The sequence below is a fragment of the Micromonospora sp. A200 genome, assembly GCF_029893845.1.
Classification (GTDB): domain Bacteria; phylum Actinomycetota; class Actinomycetes; order Mycobacteriales; family Micromonosporaceae; genus Micromonospora; species Micromonospora purpureochromogenes.
Genome location: NZ_JARXXY010000043.1, coordinates 1 through 17,451, shown reverse-complemented (window position 1 = coordinate 17,451; position 17,451 = coordinate 1). Strand labels below are relative to the sequence as shown.

At 71.4% G+C, this 17,451-nt stretch carries 15 protein-coding genes and 1 pseudogene; 11 read left to right on the top strand and 5 right to left on the bottom strand.

The window, feature by feature from the left end; genetic code table 11:
- The 8 genes from M2302_RS28780 to M2302_RS28745 all read left to right on the top strand — a co-directional run bounded on the left by M2302_RS28780 (nucleotide 1) and on the right by M2302_RS28745 (nucleotide 7,357).
- Nucleotides 1-432: a phage tail protein gene (locus tag M2302_RS28780; RefSeq protein WP_210777627.1), complete on the top strand. Its 432-nt coding sequence runs from the start codon at nucleotides 1-3 to the stop codon at nucleotides 430-432.
- On the top strand, nucleotides 429-1,142 hold the full coding sequence (locus M2302_RS28775; protein ID WP_280840959.1) for a peptidase M23: 714 nt from the start codon (nucleotides 429-431) through the stop codon (nucleotides 1,140-1,142). The genes M2302_RS28780 and M2302_RS28775 overlap by 4 nt, the downstream gene beginning before the upstream one ends.
- A gap of 9 nt (nucleotides 1,143-1,151) precedes the next feature.
- Nucleotides 1,152-2,945 carry a VgrG-related protein gene (locus tag M2302_RS28770; RefSeq protein WP_280840958.1) on the top strand — a complete coding sequence of 598 codons (1,794 nt, stop codon included), beginning with the start codon at nucleotides 1,152-1,154 and terminating at the stop codon, nucleotides 2,943-2,945.
- A gap of 25 nt (nucleotides 2,946-2,970) precedes the next feature.
- Entirely contained in the window at nucleotides 2,971-3,342 is a 372-nt protein-coding gene (locus M2302_RS28765; protein ID WP_280840957.1) for a PAAR domain-containing protein, read from the top strand.
- A 2-nt stretch (nucleotides 3,343-3,344) separates the two neighbouring features.
- Nucleotides 3,345-3,767 (top strand): GPW/gp25 family protein, encoded by a 423-nt coding sequence (locus tag M2302_RS28760; protein ID WP_210777623.1) that lies wholly within the window; start codon nucleotides 3,345-3,347, stop codon nucleotides 3,765-3,767.
- Nucleotides 3,767-5,716 (top strand): putative baseplate assembly protein, encoded by a 1,950-nt coding sequence (locus tag M2302_RS28755; protein ID WP_280840956.1) that lies wholly within the window; start codon nucleotides 3,767-3,769, stop codon nucleotides 5,714-5,716. Before M2302_RS28760 ends, M2302_RS28755 begins: the two co-directional genes overlap by 1 nt.
- 16 nt (nucleotides 5,717-5,732) lie before the next feature.
- Nucleotides 5,733-6,305, top strand: coding sequence for a phage tail protein (locus tag M2302_RS28750; protein ID WP_280840955.1), 573 nt, complete (start codon nucleotides 5,733-5,735; stop codon nucleotides 6,303-6,305).
- Nucleotides 6,306-6,583: 278 nt separating this feature from the next.
- Nucleotides 6,584-7,357 (top strand): hypothetical protein, encoded by a 774-nt coding sequence (locus tag M2302_RS28745; RefSeq protein ID WP_280840954.1) that lies wholly within the window; start codon nucleotides 6,584-6,586, stop codon nucleotides 7,355-7,357.
- Here the strand turns inward: M2302_RS28745 and M2302_RS28740 are convergent.
- The 3 genes from M2302_RS28740 to M2302_RS28730 form a co-directional block, all read right to left on the bottom strand.
- Entirely contained in the window at nucleotides 7,294-10,848 is a 3,555-nt protein-coding gene (locus tag M2302_RS28740; RefSeq protein WP_280840953.1) for a BTAD domain-containing putative transcriptional regulator, read from the bottom strand. The two genes, M2302_RS28745 and M2302_RS28740, sit on opposite strands and share 64 nt — an antisense overlap.
- 826 nt (nucleotides 10,849-11,674) lie before the next feature.
- Nucleotides 11,675-12,733 carry a hypothetical protein gene (locus M2302_RS28735; RefSeq protein WP_280840952.1) on the bottom strand — a complete coding sequence of 353 codons (1,059 nt, stop codon included), beginning with the start codon at nucleotides 12,731-12,733 and terminating at the stop codon, nucleotides 11,675-11,677.
- A complete protein-coding gene (locus M2302_RS28730) occupies nucleotides 12,730-13,062 on the bottom strand; it encodes a PadR family transcriptional regulator (protein WP_280840951.1) in 333 nt (110 codons plus the stop codon). The genes M2302_RS28735 and M2302_RS28730 overlap by 4 nt, the downstream gene beginning before the upstream one ends.
- Before the next feature lie 562 nt (nucleotides 13,063-13,624).
- Here M2302_RS28730 and M2302_RS28725 point away from each other — a divergent pair.
- Complete coding sequence (locus tag M2302_RS28725) at nucleotides 13,625-14,149, top strand: hypothetical protein (protein ID WP_280840950.1); 525 nt, start codon at nucleotides 13,625-13,627, stop codon at nucleotides 14,147-14,149.
- A 200-nt stretch (nucleotides 14,150-14,349) separates the two neighbouring features.
- On the opposite strand, the gene M2302_RS28720 is transcribed toward M2302_RS28725, so the two are convergent.
- Nucleotides 14,350-15,003, bottom strand: a complete 654-nt coding sequence (locus M2302_RS28720) for a DUF4304 domain-containing protein (RefSeq protein ID WP_280840949.1) — start codon at nucleotides 15,001-15,003, stop codon at nucleotides 14,350-14,352.
- Nucleotides 15,004-15,038: 35 nt separating this feature from the next.
- On the opposite strand from M2302_RS28720, the pseudogene M2302_RS28715 reads away from it, so the two are divergent.
- A pseudogene (locus M2302_RS28715) lies at nucleotides 15,039-15,161 on the top strand (DUF2332 domain-containing protein); the annotation flags it as partial.
- A gap of 195 nt (nucleotides 15,162-15,356) precedes the next feature.
- Nucleotides 15,357-16,253 (top strand): hypothetical protein, encoded by an 897-nt coding sequence (locus tag M2302_RS28710; protein ID WP_280840948.1) that lies wholly within the window; start codon nucleotides 15,357-15,359, stop codon nucleotides 16,251-16,253.
- 237 nt (nucleotides 16,254-16,490) lie between these two features.
- On the opposite strand, the gene M2302_RS28705 is transcribed toward M2302_RS28710, so the two are convergent.
- Nucleotides 16,491-17,006, bottom strand: a complete 516-nt coding sequence (locus M2302_RS28705; protein WP_280840947.1) for a hypothetical protein — start codon at nucleotides 17,004-17,006, stop codon at nucleotides 16,491-16,493.
- Nucleotides 17,007-17,451 lie beyond the last annotated feature (445 nt).

The window sequence follows — 17,451 nt, the reverse complement described above, 5'->3', positions numbered from 1 at the left end:
ATGGCAACGGTCGACCCCGGTACGAGCGTCCACTTCCGACTGAGGATCGACGGGATGGATCTGGGCGACTGGAACAGTTGTCAGGGGCTCGGCTGCCAGGTGGAGGTCGAGCAGCACTCCGAGGGCGGCAACAACAGCTTCGTGTGGCAGCTTCCCTCGCGCATCTCGTACTCCAACGTCAGATTGGCCCGGCCGCTCACCCCGGACACCGCCAAGGTCGCGCGGTTCCTGTCCCAACTGCCCCGCGGCGTCAAACGGGGCACCGCCCAGATCGCCGCGCTGCGACCGGACAAGGCGGTACTGGTGCAGTGGGCGTTGGCCGACGTGGTGCTGGCGAGCTGGGAAGGGCCGTCGTTCGACCCGAGCCGCTCCGAGGTCGCGACCGAGACCATCGAGCTGGCGTACCACGGTTTCCTGGAGGTTGGCGCGTGACCGCTGCATCCGGCAAGGTCGCCGCGTTCCTCCGGCGCTACCAGCCGCCCACCGACGGTCGCGGCCGGCCCGGCGGCGCGCTGGGCGGCCCGATCACGTTCATGTTCAACCCCAACCAGCTGACCCTCACCAAGTCGGCGAGCTGGATCACGCACATCGTGCGCGGCGCGGAGAAGGTCGGCATTCCGGAGTTCACCGGCTCCGGGCCCCGCACGCTGAGCCTGGAGGTGTTCCTGGACGTGACCGACACCCACGCCCGTACCGTGCAGCAACGGGTCGACGAGCTGTTGACGTGCCTGGTGCCGACCGCGCCGAGCATCCGGGCGAAGGCGCCGTCGCCGCCGTGGGTGAAGTTCGCCTGGGGCCAGTTCCAGACGGTGTCCTTCTACGCGTACGTCAGCAGTGTCAACGCCTCCTACACCCTGTTCGACGCCAACGGCACGCCGCTGCGCGCGACGTGCTCGCTGACCCTCACCGAGATCAGCGGCAACGTGCCCGGCCAGAACCCGACGTCGGGAAGCCGGTCGGCGCGGCGGGTGCACCGGGCGGTGGACGGGGACTCCCTCGCGCTGCTGGCCCACCGCGAGTACGGGGACCCGACGGTCTGGCGGGTCATCGCGGAGGCCAACGACATCGACGACCCGATGCGGCTGCGGGCCGGCACCGAGCTGCTGCTGCCGGCGACCGACGAGCTGCCGGCGCGCGGGTAGGAGAGCTCCGTGTCCGAAGGCAACTACACCAGTTACCTCGTCGTGAAGGCGCCGCGGGAGCTGCCGCCGGCGTGGGACACGAGGCTCGTGCACGCCTCGATCGAGGACAGCACGAACCTGCCGGCGTCGGCGACGCTGCGCTACCGCGACCAGAAGAGCCGGATGCTGCAGGAACTGGGCATCACCATCGGCACGAAGCTCACCGCCGCGGCGCGGACCGGCGACCAGCCCGCCCCGGTGCAGCTGTTCACCGGGGAGGTCGTCACGGTCGAGACCGAGTTCGACGGCACCGGCACGTTCACCACGATCCGCGCGCTGGACCTGTCGCACCGGCTGATGCGGGGCCGCCGGGTCGCCAGCTACTTCAACAGCAAGGCGTCGGACATCGCGGCCCAGCTGGCCAGGAAGGCCGGACTGCGGGTCGGGCGCATCGACCCGACGACCACGGTCTACGAGATGGTGACCCAGCCGAACATGACGGACTGGGAGTTCCTGCGCATGCTGGCCGTCGACAACGACGCCGAGGTGGTCATGATCGACGGGACGTTCGCGTTCCGAAGGCCGGTGCGGGCCGCCACGGCGCCCGGCGCCGGTACGCCGGCGCGCCAGAGCCCGTACGTGGTCCAGATGAACGAGAACCTGCTGGCCGTACGCTCCACGGTCACCTCGGTCGGGCAGCTGTCGCGGGTCACCGTCCGCGGCTGGGACGTCCAGCAGCGCAAGGAGCTGCGCGGGCAGGCGGTCACCGCCACCAGTGACGAGCTGCAGCTCTCGGTCACCCCACGCGACGTCGTGCGGCCGTTCGGCGAGGCCGAACTGCTGGTCACCGACGTGCCGTACCGCACCGACGCCGAGGTGAAGGCCGTCGCCACCGCGCTCGCCTCCGACGTGACGTCGGCCTTCGCCGAGCTGGAGGTGGGGATTCGCGGCAACCCGCGACTGCGGGCCGGCACACCGCTCACCCTGCAGGACGTCGGCGCCCCCTTCGCGGGCAAGTACACCACGACCGCCAGCCGGCACGTGTTCGGCCCGGCCAGCTTCTACGAAACCTGGCTCACCGTCAGCGGGCGGCAGGACCGCTCGTCGTACGGCCTCGCCGCCGGCGCGTCGGCGGCGGCGCGGGTCACCCGGGTACCCGGGTTGGCGATCGGGATCGTGACCGACACGAAGGCCGGACTGGACCGCCGGCACCCGGAGCGTCGGGACCAGGGCTGGGTGAAGTTGCGCTTCCCGTGGCTCTCCGATCAGTACGTCACCGACTGGGTCCGCACCGTGCAGCTCGGCGGGGTCGGCGGCGGCGGGGTGATCAGTCCCGAGGTCGGCGACGAGGTGCTGGTCGGCTTCGAGCAGGGGCTGCTCGACCGGCCGTACGTGATCGGCGGCCTCTACAACGGCGTCGACAAGCCCAGCCCGCACGACCTGCCGTTGGTCAACCCGGCCGACGGGTCGGTCAACCGGCGCTCGCTGGCCTCCCGCGAGGGTGGCTCGCGCGGGCGCCGGTCCCGGCGGGGCAACTGGGTGGAACTGCTCGACGGCAGCACGGCGCAGGCGGCCCAGGGCATCCGGCTCACCACCCAGAGCGGCGCCGACAAGCTGGTCGTCCACCTCGACCGGGCGGGCACGTCAGTGGTCGTGCGCAGCGACGGCAGCGTCGTGATCGAGGCGAAGCAGGAGGTGGTGGTGAACGGGCAGGGCATCACGCTCGACGCCGGCCGGGGCCCGCTGACGCTGACGGGACGGTCGGTGTCGGTGTCGGGCACCGCCGACGTCGACATCAAGGCACCGATCGTGCGGATCAACTGACGTGTCCGCCAGGAGAGGAGGAGCCATGCCGCAGGCGGCCCGGATCAACGACCCCGTCAGCCATCTCGGCACACCGCTGGCCCCCGGGCCGCCGAACGGCACGCTGGGGGTGCCGGCCGGCGCGGCCGTACCGGGGCTGCCCGCGAACGCCGGCTCGCCGCTGCTCGGTGTACCGAGCGTGCGCATCGCCGGCCAGCCGGCGGCGGTGGTCGGCAGCCTGAGCGTCTGCCAGCTGCACCTGTACCTGGCGCAGGGCAACCTCGTCCTGCCCGCCACGCCGCCCCCGACCAGCGGCAAAGTGCTCATCGGCGGCTTCCCCGCGGCCCGTCGGGGCGACCGCGTCACCTGTCAGGCGACCATCAGCACCGGCGCCCCGAACGTGATCATCGGAGGCTAGCCGTGGCCGAACAGTTCATCGGGGCGGGCTGGGGATTCCCGCTGCGCACCGACGCCACCGGCGGCATCGCGCTCGTGACCCGCGAGCGCGAGATCGTCGAGGCGATCCACCTGATCCTGGGCACCGCGCCGGGCGAGCGCCCGATGCGGCCGGAGTTCGGGTGCGGCATCCACGAGTACGTCTTCGCGCCGGCGGACGAGAACACGGCCGGGCAGGTCGCCTTCGAGGTGCGGGCGTCGCTGGAGCGGTGGGAGCCGCGCATCGAGGTGCGCGACGTGGTGGTGGACTTCGACGCCGAGGAGGCCGGGACCCTCTACATCGACATCCGCTACGTGATCCGCGGCACCAACGACCCGCGCAACCTGGTCTTCCCGTTCTACGTCATCCCCACCCACGACGAACCCGCCGAGGAAAGTACTGCCTGATGCCGCTGCCCGCCCCGAACCTCGACGACCGCCGGTTCCAGCAGCTCGTCGACGAGGCCAAGCGCTTCGTCCAGCAGCGCTGCCCCGAGTGGAGCGACCACAACGTCTCCGACCCGGGGGTGACGCTGATCGAGGCGTTCGCCCACATGGTCGACCAGCTGCTCTACCGGCTCAACCGGGTACCGGACAAGGCCTACCTGGCGTTCCTCGACCTGATCGGCGTCACCCTGTTCCCACCGACCGCCGCCCGGGCGGACGTCACGTTCTGGCTGTCCGCTCCGCAGACGCAGCCGGTCGTGCTGAGGGCCGGCACGGAGGTCGGCACCGTGCGCACCGAGACCGAGGAGGCGATCGTCTTCGCCACCTCGGCCGACCTGACGATCGTGCCGTGCGAACTCACCCGGCTGCGTACGCATCCGGCGGACGGCCGGCCGGTCGACCTCACCGACGAGCTGCTCGACGGCCGTGACGTCGCCGCCTTCTCCCCCACGCCGGCGGTCGGCGATGCCATGCTCGTGGGCCTGTCCGCCGCGGTGCCGTCGTGCGCGGTGGTGCTGAGCCTCGACAGCCGCGTCGAGGGGATCGGCGTCGACCCCCGGCAGCCGCCGCTGGTGTGGGAGGCGTGGAACGGCGCGGACTGGACGGCCTGCGAGGTCGACCGCGACGACACCGGAGGGCTGAACAAGCCCGGCGACGTGGTGCTGCACGTGCCGGCCACACACACCACCTCGGTCGTCGCCGGCCGGCACGCGGCGTGGCTGCGCTGCCGCGTCGTACCGGCCGATCCGGGGCAGCCGTTCTACTCCACCTCGCCCACCCTGCGGGCGGCCACCGCGTTCACCGTCGGCGGCACCGTCGACGCCGTCCACGCCGAGACCGTGTTCGGCGAGGCGCTGGGCGAGTCGGAGGGCGTGCCGGGGCAGCGGTTCACCGTGGCACGAACGCCGGTCATCCCCGACGACGAGCCGTTCGTGGTCGAGGTCTCCGACGGCGACGGCTGGCAGGAGTGGTCCGAGACCGACGCGTTCGGCCCGTCCGGTCCCCACGACCGCCACGTGGTGGTGGACCGCACGGCCGGCGAGGTCTCCTTCGCCCCCGCGGTCCGGCAGCCGGACGGCTCGCTGCTGCGGTACGGGTCGGTGCCGGCGAAGGGCGCCCGGCTGCGGGTGCGGCGCTACCGCACGGGGGGCGGCCGCAAGGGCAACGTGGCGCGCGGAGCGCTGTCGGTGCTGCGCACCTCCGTGCCGTACGTGACGGAGGTGGAGAACCGGGAGGCGGCCGCCGGCGGAGTCGACGGCGAGACGGTCGAGAGCGCGAAGCTGCGAGGGCCGGTGCAGTTGCGCGCGCAGAACCGTGCGGTCACCGCGCGCGACTACGAGTCCCTCGCGCACCAGGCGTGTCCCGCGGCCGCCCGCATCCGGTGCCTGCCGGCCGGTGACGGCGCCGAGGCCGGCGGGGTACGCGTGCTCGTCGTGCCCGAGGCGACGGCAGACGCGGACGAACGGCTCCGCTTCGAGCAGCTGATCCCGCCGGACGACATGCTCGCCGGCATCGCCGGGCATCTCGACCAGCGCCGCGCGATCGGTGCCCGGCTGGTCGTCGAGCCCCCCTACTACCAGGGCGTCACGGTGGTGGCCCGGCTCGTCGCCCGCCCGGACGCACCCCCGGAGCGGCTGCACGCCGACGCGCTCGAGGCACTGTACGCGTACCTCAGTCCGCTGCGCGGCGGGCCGGACGGGACGGGATGGCCGTTCGGGCGGCCGGTGCACTCCGGCGAGGTCTTCGGGGTGCTGCACCGGCTGCCCGGCGCGGAACTGGTGGAGGAGGTCCGGCTCTTCCCCGCCGACCCGCTGACCGGGCGCCGCGGCGACCCGGTGGCCCGCATCGAACTCGACCGGCACGCCCTGGTGTTCTCGTACGAGCACCAGGTCCGCGTGCACGAGCGCTGACGGAAGGGAGTTTCACATGCGCGGGGCCGTCGAGGGACTGGGCACACCGCATCCGCTGGCGCGCCAACTGCCCGCGATGTACGCCGCCGACGAGTTCGCCCAACGCCTGCTCGCCGCGCTGGACGACGTGGTCGCCCCGGTCTACGCGACGCTGGACAACCTGGCCGCGTACGTCGATCCGCGGCTCGGGCCGACCGACTTCGTCGACTGGCTCGCCGGGTGGGTGGCGGCGACCGTGGACCAGGACTGGCCGGTCGAGCGCCGCCGCGAGGCGGTGGCGCGCGCGGTGCGGCTGCACGGCATGCGTGGCACGCCGCGGGGCCTCACCGAGCAGGTGCGGGTGGCGTTCGGAGTGACCGTCGAGGTGACCGACAGCGGCGGCATCGCATGGTCGCCGACGCCGGGCGCCGACCTGCCCGGTTCGCCGCAGGCCGAGGTGACCGTCCGGGTACGGCCGGAAGACCAGCACATGGTGCCGTTGACGCGGCTGCGCGAGCTGGTCGACGCCAACCGGCCGGCGCACGTGCGGTACACGGTCGACGTCGCGGAGGCCGGGGCCACGGACGCCTCCACGCCCGCGGAGGGGTGAACGTGTCAGCCCGGATCTGCGACGAATGCGGCTCCCCGGTGACGGTCGGTGAGGCGTTCTGTGGCGTCTGCGGGACGTTCCTCGCGTGGGAGAACGGTGCGGGGACCTCCGCACTGCCGCCCGCCACGGCCCCGGCGGTCACCGCCCCACCCAGGACCCCGCCGCCGCCGGTCCCGCCGCTCGAGGCAGCGGCACCAGCCCCGGGACCGCCGGATCGCGCCGGACCACCCGACCCGCTGAACGGTCACGAACCGACCACGGCCGACCAGCCGAGCGCGGTGCAACCGGCGCGCCCGGCCGCGCGCCGACCGACCGTACGCACCCACGCCGACGACGGCGCCGGCCCGGACGATCTCCTGTGCCCGGTCTGCGACATCGGCAACGCACGCGGCCGCAGCTTCTGCCGCCGCTGCGGCGCGAGCCTCGTCAGCACCGCGCAGCAGGCTGCCCGGCCGCCGTGGTGGCGGCGCTGGCGCCTGCCGAGACGCCGACGGTGGGGCCTGCTCGGCCGGCTGCTCACCTGGCTGCTCGTCCTCGCGCTCCTGGCCGGCCTCGGGTACGGGGCCGTCGTGCTCGGTCGCAAGGCCGCCGACGCGGTACGCGACCGGATCGCCAAACCCCAACCGGTGCACCCGGTCTCGGTGCAGGCCTCAAGCTCGGCACGCGGGCACCCGGCCGCGTCCGTCGCCGACGGGCTGAGCAACCGGTACTGGGCGCCGGCGACGACCGGTGCCGCCGCGGGCGAGTACGTGGAGCTCACGTTCCCCGCACCGTTCCGGCTGCTCGACCTGATCGTGCATGCCGGCGCCGCCACCGAACAGGAGGTGTTCCTCACGCAGGCACGCCCGGCACAACTGGAGCTGACCGCCTGGACGCAGGACGGGCGTCAGCTGCGCAGGACGCTGCGCCTGGCGGACCGGCCCGGGGAGCAGAAGTTCCACTGGGTCGTCGGCGATGTGGTCCGCGTCCGTCTCACCATCGGTGCGGACTACGGCGCCGCGCGTGGCCGCCGGGTGGCCCTCGGCGAGGTCGAGTTCTTCAGGCGCCCGTGAGCGTGCAGCGTCCGGGGGAAGGGGTTCGGAGCGCGCGACCTGCCGTCGGGGTCCCTGCCCGCCTCCCCGGTGACGCCGAGCGACTCCAGCACGGCCTCGTACGCGCGCCACGTCCGCTCGGCCGCCGCCGCGTCGCCGCTGTCCCGGTACGCCGACGCGAGCGTACGCCAGGCCTCGTCGCGGAACCGGTCCAGTTGTACGCTGCGGCGCGCCGCGTCGACGGCGGCGTCGTGCCGCCCGGCGTCCAGCTCGATCCCGGCGAGCACCGCCGCCGACTCGGCGGCCATCACCCGGTACCGGTCGCGTTCGACGACGACCCACTCCGCCGGACCGTCCTCGGGCAGCAGGTCACCCGAGTAGTGCGCGAGCGCGCCACGCAGCCCGTCCGCCGCCACCTCCACGCGGCCCGCGGCCAGGGCCCGACGCGCCGTCGTCACCGACTCCTCGAAGACCCACACGTCACAGAGGCCCCCGTCGGGGACGACGAGCAGGTACGACTCACCGTCGCGGCGGATGAACCGCGACGCTGCCCGGCCCACTCCCGGCTCCAGAAACGTGCGCAGGGTGGAAATGCCCACGTGCAGGTTGCGGATACCCGCCTTGGTGGGCAACTCCGGCCACAGGGCCGCCAGGATGCGCTCCCGGTGGACCGGCCGTTGCGCGTGTACGCCCAGGAACCGCAGCAGGGTGCGCACCCGGGGACGGATCGCCGCCCAGTCCAGCCGCCGGTCGGAGAGCTCGAAGTGGAAGCCGCCGAAGCAGCGCACCAGCAGCGCCCGGTCAGGGCGTGAGGATGGCTCCCCACCCGCGCGGCGGATGCCCGGTACGGGAACCGTGAATCGCAGCTCGGCGCGGGCTCGGCGGGCCGCCGAGTCGGCCGCGCACCTGGTGGCGAGGGCGAGAGCGCGGCTGAACTGCTCGTGCGCGTCGGATCTCCGCCCCGCGTCGCGCAGCGCGATGCCGTGGTCCAGGAGCGCCTTGGCCAGTTCCGGCCGGGCCGGCGACGCCTCCAGCGTCAGCACCGCCTCCCCCAGCAGGGGTATCCCTTCGGCGCCGCCGGTCACCACTCCGCTCGCCCCCAGGGCGATCCCGAGCGCCCGGGAGCTGCCCCATCGGCGGCTCAGCTCGAGCTGCTCGGCGGCGAGCCACCGCGCCTCGGCCGCCTCGCCCAGGCGGTGGTGCGCGAGCGCGGCCCAGGCGCGCCACGGCTCGTACCCGGCGCTGCGCACCCCGACGCTCTCCAGCCCCCTGCCGTACTCGTGAAGATCGGCCAGCGCACCGCGGAGATCGTCACGGGTCAGCCGCAGAAGACCGCGCGCGGCGAGCAGCTCCAGCGGCCACGTCGAGCCGTTCGCGCCGGGCGCGAAGCCGCCCCGGCCGAGCAGCGCCTCCGCCTCGTCCAACCGACCGCGCTCGATGAGGACGTACACCAGCATCGACCCGTGCAGCACCCACGACCTGTCCGGGTCGGCACCGATCTCGGCCATCAGCGAAAAGGCGCGTCGCGCGTACTGTTCGGCATCGACCAGGTAACCCGTCAGGTGACAGACCCGGCCCCGCACGGCGGCGGCAAGCGCCTCGTTGAGCCGCCAGCCCAGCCCGCGCGCCTTTCGGTCGGCGTCCGCGCAGAACGCCGGCGCGGCGTCGAGGTGCTCGGCCCGGGTCAGCGAGACGACGGCGGCCCAATAGGGGACGACCTCGTCGTAGCAGCCGGGCGGCCCGGCGGCGAGCGCCTGCCGCGCCAGCGCCACCGTACGCGCGGCCGAGATGCCCAGACGGCCTTCCTGCACCGCACGCGCTGCGGCGACCGCCCGCCGCACGGCTGGTCCCGAGTCTTCACCGAGCGCCAGTGTCCCGAGGCGGCGGTCCAGCTCCGGCGCCTGGGTCAGATCCGAGACCGTGGCACAGAGCGCCTGGAGCTGTAGGCGCCGAGCGAGTTCCGGGTCGCGACCGGCGACCCGCTCGGCGGCCCCGTCGAGCAACTCCAGCGTGTCCGCGCCCCTCCTGTCGGCGAGGAGACCGTTCGCCAGCTCGGACACCACCCGCCCGCGGGTGGCCTCGTCGTCGGCCGCGGCCAGCGCCGTCGCGAGCCGCTTCATCCCGGTGGGCATGTCCACGAGGAGCTCCGCGGCCCCGAGCTCGGCGAGCAGGTCCGCGTGGGGTTGTCCGACCCGAGGCTCCCGGACAGCCCGCTGCAGGTACCCGACCGCCGTCGTGGCGTCCCCCTGAGCGAGCGCGGCGCGCGCCGCCTGCCGCAGCACCGGCACGGCCCAGGGCTCACCGGCCGGTGACGCGCGCACGAGGTGCGCGGCCACCTCGGTGTCGTCGCGACCCGCCTGGTGCAACAGCCGCGCGGCGCGGGCGTGGGCGCGCCGGGCGTTCGCCGGCCCGATCTCCCGGGCGATCGCCGTGGCGAGGAGCGGGTGGACGAAGGTGAGCGGGTGCCCGTCGCGAAAGATCCGGCGGCGGACGAGGCCGTCCGCGACCTGCGCCGCCCGTCCCGGGTCGAGCCGGGCCAGCCGCGCCGCCAGGTCGGGCTCGGCTGAGCCGTCCACCGCGGCGACGGCGCGCAGCAGCGCGATCGCCGCGGGATCCGCGCGGTACACCGGGGCGAGCAGGGAGTGCGCCATCGCCGGTGTGGCGAACTCGCCCATCCGCCGGGCCGTCAGCGCCGTGGGTGGGGCGCCACGCGCCATGATCTCGGTGAGGAGTTCGTGGAGCAGCCGGGGGTTTCCCGCGGTGCCGTGCTGGCAGACGGCCACGAATTCCTCGTCGGGTTCGGTGGCCAACGCCTCGCGCGCGACCCGGGCGATGGCCCCGCGGTCGAGACCGGCCAGCGGGAGACGACGCAGCCGCCCGGTCACCTCGGCCAACAGGGGTCTCCCCGCGCGTTCCCCGGCGGGCACCGCCGCGAGCACCCCGACCGCCGTCGACTGGCACCGGCGCAGCAGGTAGGCCAGCCACCGCAGCGAGAGATCGTCGGACCAGTGCAGGTCATCCACCACGATCAGCAGCGGCGTGTGGGACGTCGTGCGGGCCACCACCGCCCACCACCGGTCGAAGAACTCGTACAGCCCGCCGACGCCGAGCGACCCGCCACCGGGCCACGAGTCGGACCGGTCACGATCGAGCGTCTGGAACACCTGCCGCGCGGCACCCAGCGGGATGCGCTGTTCGAGCACGTCCGCCGCCACCCGTGCCACGGCGTATCCCCGCGAGGTCGCCAGCTCCGCCGCACGTGCCAGCAGCGCGCTGCGCCCGATCCCGGCCTCGCCCTCGGCGAGCACGGCCGCACCGTGGCGCATCGAGAGGGCGTCGAGGAATTCGGCCACCGCGGTGAGCTCGTGGTCACGCCCCCGCAGCGGCGGCAGCTCGGCGGGAGCTTCGAGGACCTGCCCCACAGTGGACGTGCCGAGAGGCGAGGTGCCGTTCAAGGCCGTGCGGAGGCGCGGCGGCGTCGATCCGCGGGGTGACAGTCTGTAACGCGACACTGTATCGATCGTAGTGGCCGACAACGGCATGACAATGAAATCGATGTATGGCTGGTGCGATCTTTGCCACTCCCTCATGCCATCCTCCGCCGCCTCCAGCCCGCCGCCGGTGTTGGTCACAGACGTCGCGGTTCTCGGCGGGGTTGCGGAGACCGTTGGTCACGCCACGACCCGATGCCTCCACCGGAAGGGAACTGTCCCTGCTGGAGACAATCGCTGAGGGCTTGCGAGACCGTTCGCTTCGTCGGCAGATGAATCCTGTTGATTCTGCGCGGTCCGCAGGTGGCGCCGTCACTTCCGGCGGGTCGTCTTGCTGTTGCGGGCCGAGGGCGGAGCGACTGCGTCGGCCAGTACCACCGCCTACAAGCGGCAGATCCGCGACCAGATCAGCGCCGCTCAACCATTTCCCGATGGCGGTATCACCCTCCAGCTTGCGTTCGTGGTCGGGCCCCGCCGCGCCTGGCCGAACCTCTGGAAGGCCACGATCGACTCGCTCGGCTCAATCTTGGTGACGCCGGTGCCCGCGAGAGGAACGCACGCGACGGCCGCATCAGAGACCTCGGGCTGCACTGCGTCATCGATCCCTCCGCGGGCAGCCAGGTCACCATCGCGATCCGAGCCTGCACCGTCGGCAAGCAAGCGGTCCGCTGACGCGACGCCGCACGACCTGGGCTCGGCACAGCGATCAATGGTCAGGCAGGCCGATGCCGTGACGCCACAGGCATGCCTAGCTCACGGTGCGCGGCATGACAGTGCGTTCCGTTGTGGTCTGCGCGGCCGATGGGGCTTGCGTCTCGGGCCGGTGGTGCTGAGGTTGGGCGAGTTCCTACCTCGGTGTGGTGGGTCTTGGGGCGACGGTGGGGATCGATGGGAGTCGGCGCAGGGCCCGGATGGCTAGTACGGCGACCGGTACGCCTACCGCTAGGACGGCGATGACCTGCACGGAAGCGATCGTGGCGAGTGTTGTGCGCTGTGCCTGGTCGCTGTAGTCGGGCAGGGTTGCGGTTCGCTGGGCGAGCGTGGTTACGGCGAGCAGGGTGAGCGCCAGTGACCATGGCAGCGTGCGAGACGGACGACGGGATACTCGAACGGCGAGGTGGATCACCATGGCGGAAGTGACCGCCGCGCAGGACAGGCCTGGCCAGTCCAGGAGCCTCAGCGCCGGTGTGGTCGCCTGGATGGTGAACAGCGGCACGGGGACGAGGAGGATGCCGATCGGCAGCGCGAGGAGCCAAGGGCGGCGCGGCACCGGTGGGGCGCCGTGGTGAAAGGCCGCCATCGCGAGTAGCAGGACGACGTCGATGAGCCGCATCGCCCAGGGCGACACGGACAGCGGTACGTCACCGGTGGCTTGTTCCACGGCGGCGGTGATGGCCGGAGGCACGATGGCGAGCAGGGCGACCGCTTGGGCCACGCGCCGGTGTCCGAGGACAAGCGCGATGTAGGCCGGTAACCAGGCGTAGCCGGCGAGATTCCACGCGGTGTGCCAGATGTTCGACGGCGGGCTGAGTGGCGATTCCAGTGCAGGAGCCGGCAACCAGGCGATCTTCCCGGAGAGCCACAGTGTGACGGCGATGCTGGCGGTGACCATGACGGCGTGGGCCAGCATCGCCATCAGGGTCGCCAGTCGCACGGCCTGCCCCCAGGCGAAAGAGCGGGGTGGCGCGTCAGCCCCGCCGAGACGCAAACGAACGGCGAGGGACACGATGCTGGCGACCTCCGACAGGCTCGGCCGGCCATAGTCCGTGACATACGCGGTGGTCTCGGAGTCGCCGGTGTCCATGCTGTCCAGAAATGCGGCGACCATGTCGTCTTCCCATTCCTGCCGGTAGGCGGCGGGCAGCAGCCGAAGAACGAACCGGTAGCGCTCCTCCAGCCGGCTCACGACGGCGTCCCCGTGATCGGGTTCCGCCGCTCGCGCAACCGGGTCGAGGCGAGGCGTGCGTTGGCGGCCAGCCGTTGAGCCTCTGCGTCGAGGGCATGGCGACCCCGCTCGGTCAACCGGTAGTACCGGCGTAACCGTCCTTGCCATGCCTCCTCGCGGTCCAACTCGACCAGGCCATCACCGACGAGTCGGTCCAAGACCCCGTACAAGGAGCCGATCTTCAGCTGGACGCGGCCCCGCGACAGTTCCGCCACCTCCGCGACGATCCCGTAGCCGTGGCGCGGAGCGTCGAGCAGCGCGGTGAGGATGAAGAAGGCTGGTTCCGTCATCGCCCGAGAACTCATCCACCTAATATAGTGGAAGACAAGATATGCTGTGTGCCGGAAGCCGAGCTGGCGCCGGCGGGTTGACCGGGCCCCGGCACGCGCCGAGCCCACAGAAGGAGTGATCATGGGCGACGGTGACGCGGCGGACGCCGGAGACCTGGGCGGGCCGGATTTCGCTCCTGCGATACCGGCGGTGGAGAGCAGCGTCGTCGGCGCCCCGCCCACGAACGGGGCGGCCATCGTCCTGGGTCCCGGATACAGCGGTCAGGTCCTACTGCCCCGGACCCCGCAACGGGTTCGGCCGCTGCCACCAGTCGCAAGCAGTGACCTTGGCGGCGGAGCTGGAGAGGATTCACGGGCAGCGCCGACGATCATCCGTAACGGGGCCGGAGGCTAGCGAACGACCGCGTCGGCACGTCCGGACGTCGCAGACCGGTGCCGACGTCACCTTCGGTGACGAGCGCTTCGCGGCAGATCCGTGCACGCGAGCGTGGACTCTACGAGGCGACCCGTGAACTAAGGATCAGCGCTCAAGCGATGTTTCCCCTTCAGCTATCGTCGCCAGATGCCCGGTGCCCGCACCGCCGTGACCGCCCTTATCGCCCTCACGGTCGTTGACGTCTTCCACACCATCGTCGCCCTCGCAGCGTACGAGCACCGGATCGGCGTAGTGACCCACGACGGGTCCGGCACGTTGGACATGCTCGACACCATCGCGCCGCTTCGCGAGCTGTCCGCAGCGATGTTCTGTCTGCTGCTTTTCACGCTGCTTACCGCCTGGGCCGGCGTCGCCAACTGGGCCATCCGGGCCCGGCGCACCGGACCACCGGTCGCACCCACAGAGCCAGTGGCGTGGTGGCGGATGAGCGCGATCGTCGCCGTACCCCTCAACCTGATCGCAGCCGTGCAGTACCTGTCCGCCACCGCAAACGGGGGCGAGTACATGCGCACCGTTCTGGCCGAGACCACCCTGCTGCTGGTCGCCGCATCCGTGGCACTCGTGACGACCACGACCGCCGGTACCCAGGTCGTCCGGCACACCGCAGCAAACCAGCAGCACACCGCCTTTGCCGGAGCCACAACGGCGTAGTCGTCCACGTGACGCACGGTCGGCGGCAGATGCGGATGCCGGCGCGCCGACACGTCGCTGTGACGGCCATCCGGTGTGGGTGGCGCACCGGTTCAGGCGGAAGGAGGGTTGGCCATGATTTGCGTCTGAGAGTGCGTTGACCCATCCGGCTCATGGAGCGTGGCGCCTGGTCGACGGCATTAGCGGACGTCGCCAGGACCTCACCCTGAGCATGCTGCGCGGGTCCGCACCCATTCGGCGAATCTCACGGCGTTGTCATGCTGGGCAGGAATGACGTTAGCCGTGGCGTAGCTCAGGAGTTCTTCGAGCCGTGGGCTGGAGCCATTCTCGGCGAGCATGAGGGCCTCTGCCCGAGCAAAGAAGACCGCGAAGTTCTTGGCTTTCATGCGTCCGAGGTCTCCGGAGCGGATCTGGTCGTGTAGTGCTTCTCGGTCCATCAGCCGCTTCAGGGTTGGCCAGCCGTGGATAGCCAGTTGCTCGGTCATGTCGGTTGCCGCCGCCGATGGATCTCCCCTCTCGCCGCTGATCTCCCACCAGCCGTCCGTGCCAGGAGGCGTGCCGGTGGGGTGCAGTCGGTGGCGGTACAAGCCCAGCGATTCGTTGATTGCTTTGGGGAGTGACCCGAGAGATTGCTGCTGCCAAGCGAGCCATGGCGCGGGCGCAACAGCGAGATTGATGACGCACCGGAGCGACTCCGAGGTGCTGTATGCGGACGACTGCACGTTGACCACAGCCCAGTCACCTAGAGCGTTGGTCATTCGCCAGGTGGGCGCAGACCCCTTGAACCCCTCGGCCCTTGCTGTAGGCGCGACCACGTCACGTAGCGCCGCCCTGAGCGCTGCCTGCGCCGTCATGGACACACCTTCTCAGACCGCATCGTGACGCGGACGTGCTGCCCTACGATTCGCTGCCGGAGCCGCCAGGCGTCGCGTTGCACAACGTACTCGCCCTGGACGGGATGCCGCTGGCCTGGACCGCCCCACACGAGCAGGCGATCATCTGGTTTGCGTGAATCCGCCAGCGATTCGCAGCGTGGTGTTGAGCTGGACCATGGTCGCGATGTTTGAGGCTGTCCAAAGTCCGCTCGTCGGCATGACCGTGCATCACGTCCGGCACGACCAACGCCCGATCAGCGGCTCTAGACTAGAAGAGGACGTCGCGAGGGGCGGGTCTCGTCAACAGGGCGCTGCGACCGCAGAATAACGGGGTGACTTCGGAAGCCGCCCTCGACGAGGTGCTGCGCAGCGCCGCGCGAGTTCGGGTGACCGATGGCGGGGTGTCCGGTGTCCGGGTGCTGGGCGAGGATGTGCTGCTGGAGGTGGCTGAGCCGGCGGCAGTTCGCCAGCTAATCCAGGCCTTGGCCGTCGAGCAGACGACCGACGGGTACTGCATGTGTCACGGCGATCTCGCCTTCGAGTTCTTCGACCGCAGCGGGCGGCTGACCGCGGCCGTGGGATTTCATCACGCCAACTACCTGCGCTGGTCTGGCTGGGACGGCGACGCCATGCTGCGCGATGGCGGCGCGGTGCTGCGCTGGCTCGCTGAGCAGGGGGTCGAAGGTCCGTTGGTGCAGGAGGAACAGCGGCAATGGGAACGCCACGAGCAGCGGCTCGCGGAGCAGCGGTGGAGGGCCGCTGCACCCGCCTCAGTACGTGACCTCCTAGATGTGGCAGTGGACGCCGGCAGCACCGACGGACTACTTCCCGAGGGGATACACCGGCTGGTCGCCCAGCGCCTTGAAGAAGCGATTCCGGATCCGGTCGAACGGGCTGGCGTCATGCTTGCCTGGTATGGCTCCGGAACGGGACGCTGTTCCGGCTTCCCAGTACACGAAGGACTGCCGGAACCAGCGCTCGCCGAAACGCCGATCGCCCACCTCGTCCAAGCCCTGCAGGCTTACCCCACGGACGCTCACATCGACGCCGGCGCCGTGCGGCACCTGTGCGGCTGGAAGACTCGCAAACACCAGGCGAGGGATATCGCCAAAGTCCCGGCAGAGCTGCGGGTACGCCTGCTGACGGCAGCGAGGGAGTCCGGCGACGACGACAAACGCCGCCGGGCGGAGCGATGGCTGAGCGCACCTTCGGGACACCGGGCACGGTAACGCTCTCGCCCGCCACCTTGAACCGCCCCCGACGCACGCCGCGCGCAGAGTTCGGTTGCGCCTCCGCATGCGACAGCGACACGCACTGTTCTCGGCACGTGCGTGCGTCTCCAGACGCGGTGAACCGGCGGCTCGGCGTACGGACGGTGATGCACTGCAAAGCCGGTGCGCTCGCTCGGCGGATGTGCAGATGCCGCTGTGGGCGACAGGGTCGGCAGGCGGCGCGGTGGAACAAGGTCACGGCAGGTCGGACGGGCTGGGCGCAGTGCCGCCGACGCCCGGCATGTAGCCGCTTGGCCGGCGTACCGGCAGCCGGTCGAGCCGGTCCGCTGAGCCCAAAACGTGACGTTTCGCTATATTGACGAACGCCAACCGCGCGGCCTCCATCAGCTCCGTCGCCACGAACCACGCGGCCTCATCGGCGATTTCGCCGCGGCCGATGCGGTCACTGTGCTGCCAGAACACCGCATCTACCTCGCCCGCGGCCTCGACGACCGCTCGGTCGGCGACCAGGCTGATCTTCGCGAGGGCTTCATTCCATGGCATCCAGTCGACACGCTGGTCGTGCTTCCACTGCCCACGCAGTGACAGCTGAACGCGCGTCGACTCGACCACGATCGCCGCGCACGCCTCGATCTGCTGGCCCCGAGCCCACTGCCGCTTCTGCACCCGTGCGGTTAGGAAGCCACCCATCGCTACTCCGAGCAGCGCGGACACGCTCGATATGATCGCGGGCCACAGCAGTGTCGACATGGAAGACCTCCATCTGGACTGCCTGCTCATCAATCAACGAGACCACGCCGTCGGGCTGGCCCAGGATGCGTGCCGACCAATCATCTGGTGTGGCGACAACGTCGTCTACGGGCGGGAACCAGAGGCCGCCACGCCGCGTAGCGCGGATCGCGGTATGTCGGGCCTTCACCGGCCGGGGGCGAAAAGGTCCTCGCCGCTGATCACGATGCACCCGAACGTGTCGCCGAGGACAACTCGTTGATGTTTCGTCAGCGGGTTTACGAAGACCGCAACGCCGACCTCCGCGGCCCGGCAGGCTTGAGCGATTTCGCGCGCTTTGCCGGGGCTAAGGGCGCGTCTCATTTGGATGATCGTTCAGCTCGGGCATGATCTGCTTCCGTGGACGAGGCCATGATCCGTACCTGGGCGCCGGATGATCTGTGGGAGATCGCGGCGCCGTTGATCC

Coding starts and splice junctions, on each gene's coding strand:
- M2302_RS28780 (WP_210777627.1), top strand. CDS start 1: ATGGCAACGGTCGACCCCGGTACGAGCGTCCACTTCCGACTGAGGATC.
- M2302_RS28765 (WP_280840957.1), top strand. CDS start 2,971: ATGCCGCAGGCGGCCCGGATCAACGACCCCGTCAGCCATCTCGGCACA.
- M2302_RS28755 (WP_280840956.1), top strand. CDS start 3,767: ATGCCGCTGCCCGCCCCGAACCTCGACGACCGCCGGTTCCAGCAGCTC.
- M2302_RS28750 (WP_280840955.1), top strand. CDS start 5,733: ATGCGCGGGGCCGTCGAGGGACTGGGCACACCGCATCCGCTGGCGCGC.
- M2302_RS28730 (WP_280840951.1), bottom strand. CDS start 13,062: ATGACGGAACCAGCCTTCTTCATCCTCACCGCGCTGCTCGACGCTCCG.
- M2302_RS28725 (WP_280840950.1), top strand. CDS start 13,625: ATGCCCGGTGCCCGCACCGCCGTGACCGCCCTTATCGCCCTCACGGTC.
- M2302_RS28720 (WP_280840949.1), bottom strand. CDS start 15,003: ATGACGGCGCAGGCAGCGCTCAGGGCGGCGCTACGTGACGTGGTCGCG.
- M2302_RS28705 (WP_280840947.1), bottom strand. CDS start 17,006: ATGTCGACACTGCTGTGGCCCGCGATCATATCGAGCGTGTCCGCGCTG.